Below are 3,272 nucleotides of genomic sequence, written 5' to 3'. Positions count from 1 at the left end.
CCATCTCCACCACCGTCATCGTCCAAAGGAGAATCTATTTCATGCATCGCGTGGTTCAATCCTGCAACAATACCTCCAATTACCGCTCCTTGCCAAAAATTACCACCTGTAAGTTCTGCTCCAATACCTCCAGACAAAGCTCCAAAAGCAATCTGACCTATAGCCTTATTAGCAAAATCACCTGCAACTGCTCCGAAACCCGAAGCTCCAAGACTACCAAACATCCCGGAAAAAGCGCCGGAAACAAAATTGCCGCCCTGCATCATAGCCAATGTTCCCTGTGGTTACCTTCCATTAGTATTTTACAAAAAGTAAGAAAAATATAATTATAAAAAATAGTATAAAGAAAATATTTTTGTAAACATCATACTTAAAGCTTAAGATCAATTCTTTAACTTTTTTGGGTGGAAAAATTAAATAAAGAAAAACATTAATAGGTAATAAGACTATTCCAATTAAAAGATAGTTCATCCATACGTTTTCACTCCAAAACATTATTTTAAAATCAATATTAAAAGCTTTACATAAATTCAAAAGGAAAACAAAAATATAAATACTAACAACACCCAAAGCACTAATATATGCTGTCGATTTAGTTGCTTTTCCATCAGAATAATACTTGTAAAACATTAAAAATAAATACTTCATATTATTATCTATTTATAAAGTTCCCAACACCGTTAAAAAATTGATTAGTTACACCTGTTGCGTCTAAAACAACAATACCCAAACCTATTACAGGATTAACTCTTAAAAATAGCATTCCTGTATTAAATGTTGCTTTAAGGATATTTCCCGTAGTAGGATTTCTATAAGCATCATAAATTGAAGATCCTGCACTGTATATTCCTGTTACTCTACCTAAAACCTTTGTGTATTTTAAGTATTTAGACGCTGTGGAAGATAATTCACTTGTTTTTCCTGCATATTCAAAAAGAGCTTCTTTTGTCGCAGCATTAATACCTAATCCATTTGCGGCATTATCTAAATTTTGACTTAATTTAGATTTCCCATAGAGTTCTATTTCTTCAATCAAAGTATATTTTTTTCCATCCGGAGAGGTAGCATTCCAAGAACCATCGTTATTGTTCTCATAGCTTCCAGTGTCATCAACCCATTTTTTGCCTTTGTAACCTTTAGGTGGGTCTAATTTATGCATCGCAGCATTCAACCCGGCAACAATACCTCCAATTACTGCACCTTGCCAAAAGTTTCCACCACTTAGTACAGCACCTATACCGCCTGTAATTGCACCTACTGCTATTTGTCCAACTACTTTATTGGCAAACTCTTTGCCAACTGCGCCAAAAGCGTGAGCTCCTAGACTTCCCAACGCACCAGACCAAAATGCCTGTTGGAAGGAGCCTCCCTGCATCAGGCTCATAACCCCCTGGGCAACAGCATGGGTACCAGCCCTCACAATCTCTAAGCCAAACTGTCCAATACTGTTTGTTAAAAACTTCCCTACTCCAGTTAGCATTTGCGTAGTCGCAGAACTGAATATACTACCAATACCAAAAGTAACCGCACCAGAAACCGCACCCCAGAAGGTGGACTTTAAAAATCCTTTAAGAGTAATGGCCTGCCCCATTATTGCGCTGGATACCAGATAGCTTGCCGCTCCAATTACCGCACCGACAATTACTGCAGACCAAAAATAACCAACCAATGGTATCAAGAAAAATACTTCACCACTCGGATCACTAAACATCAGCGGATTATTCAGCACATACCCGTACTTGTTGTAGTTCTGGGTGTTGAACATAACCTGTATGTTCTCGTCGGCATTGAGGAACCTGCGCAGCAACGGGTCGTAAAGCCTGCCATTCATATGGATAAGCCCGACCTCGGCAAAATGCTCGTGGCTGGTGTAGCCTCTAAAAAACCAAAAAGAACTTCTACGCTTTTGCAGGCATTTGCCTGCACAGGTTTGCTAAGTTTATTTCACATTTCATCCCTTAAATCTCAGTGGTTATCGGAAACCAACACTTTTGGAACATTACCATTTAATCAGTAACATTGGAAAAGGAGATGGGTGTTCAATTATTTCAATAGTCTTAAAATTCTCTCTAATTATTTTATCTATCTTATAATCTATCAGAGAAGACAAATTTAATTTTTTCCCGTCTTTTAAGCAGATTTCAACATAATAGTAATAATCATTATATGCCGATGCAGAGACCCCGACAGAATCGCTGAAGTGTTGTCCTGTTGCATAAATCTTTATCTTATCTATGTCATTTACTTCATAAACAATATCATTTATAGTCAATTTATTTTGCTCGACTTTAATATGCCTATATGTATTATTTAGATAATTCATATGCAATATTGCCACCGGTAAGAAAATAGCAATAAAATAAAAAACAAATGTTGATAGGAACAATATTTTAAACAAATCAAATTCTGCGTTTAAATACAAAAAATACATAAGCCCAAAATAAACGATGCTTATTATAATCAGTTCTCTTAATGCATAGAGTTGGCTTTTTAATGATATTTTCAAATCCATATATTATCTATAACGCATCCAATTACTTATAGCAGTATTAATAAAATTATTATAACTATGCTTAAATTGTGGCCACCAAGTATCCCAAGCACTTTCTGTAACACCAGCTCCAACTCCTATAGTAGTTCCTACCACAAAACCTGCAGGTCCACCCGCTGTACCTCCTATAGCTGCACCTACTTCCATTCCCGCAACATAAGAAGTAACTGTAGCTCCTAATCGAAAACTAAAACGGTAACCGCTGATTTCTCCATTGATATATTCCACTCCATCATATATTATTTGTCCACCTGCAGATAAATACCCGCCTACTTTTCCGAATTTTCCTAAAATCTTACTATTTCCTTTTAAGCTCTTATCCATTGCATCAATAAATTCAGCAGAAGCTCCTATCTCTTTACCAACTTTCGCCCCATACTTTATTTTATTTGCTGTTGTTTTCTTTCCCTTTCCTGGTGGGTCTTCTCCTTCATCATTATCAAAAGGCGAATTCATCTTATGCATCGCATGGTTCAATCCTGCAACAATACCTCCAATAACAGCTCCTTGCCAGAAGTTTCCACCACTTAGTTCTGCTCCAATTCCACCAGATAACGCTCCAAATGCAACTGTCCCTACTGCACTTGAAGCAAATTGCGACAAGCCAACCTTGTTAAGGGCGTACCTGAAATACCCACACTTCACTAGACCACTTTTAAGGGTTTCTTAATTGAATTTTATGCTGCTGATTTATATATTTCTATTGGTTTTTGGAGTTTGA

Annotated in this window: 3 protein-coding genes and 1 pseudogene; all 4 read right to left on the bottom strand. The window is 36.8% G+C overall.

All coding sequences use genetic code 11. The features are described from left to right. Positions 1 to 266 (bottom strand): annotated as a pseudogene (locus BUB43_RS10860) (hypothetical protein); the annotation flags it as partial. A 386-nt stretch (positions 267 to 652) separates the two neighbouring features. Beyond that, positions 653 to 1,831 carry an RHS repeat-associated core domain-containing protein gene (locus BUB43_RS11510; RefSeq protein ID WP_073181038.1) on the bottom strand — a complete coding sequence of 393 codons (1,179 nt, stop codon included), beginning with the start codon at positions 1,829 to 1,831 and terminating at the stop codon, positions 653 to 655. A gap of 168 nt (positions 1,832 to 1,999) precedes the next feature. Continuing rightward, on the bottom strand, positions 2,000 to 2,512 hold the full coding sequence (locus BUB43_RS10845; RefSeq protein WP_073181036.1) for a PH domain-containing protein: 513 nt from the start codon (positions 2,510 to 2,512) through the stop codon (positions 2,000 to 2,002). Between the two features lie 3 nt (positions 2,513 to 2,515). Further along, on the bottom strand, positions 2,516 to 3,196 hold the full coding sequence (locus tag BUB43_RS10840; protein ID WP_143154120.1) for a hypothetical protein: 681 nt from the start codon (positions 3,194 to 3,196) through the stop codon (positions 2,516 to 2,518). Between the last annotated feature and the right edge of the window lie 76 nt (positions 3,197 to 3,272).

This window comes from Cruoricaptor ignavus, from assembly GCF_900141665.1.
Taxonomy (GTDB): Bacteria; Bacteroidota; Bacteroidia; order Flavobacteriales; family Weeksellaceae; genus Cruoricaptor; species Cruoricaptor ignavus.
This window is presented reverse-complemented; position numbering and strand designations above follow the sequence as displayed.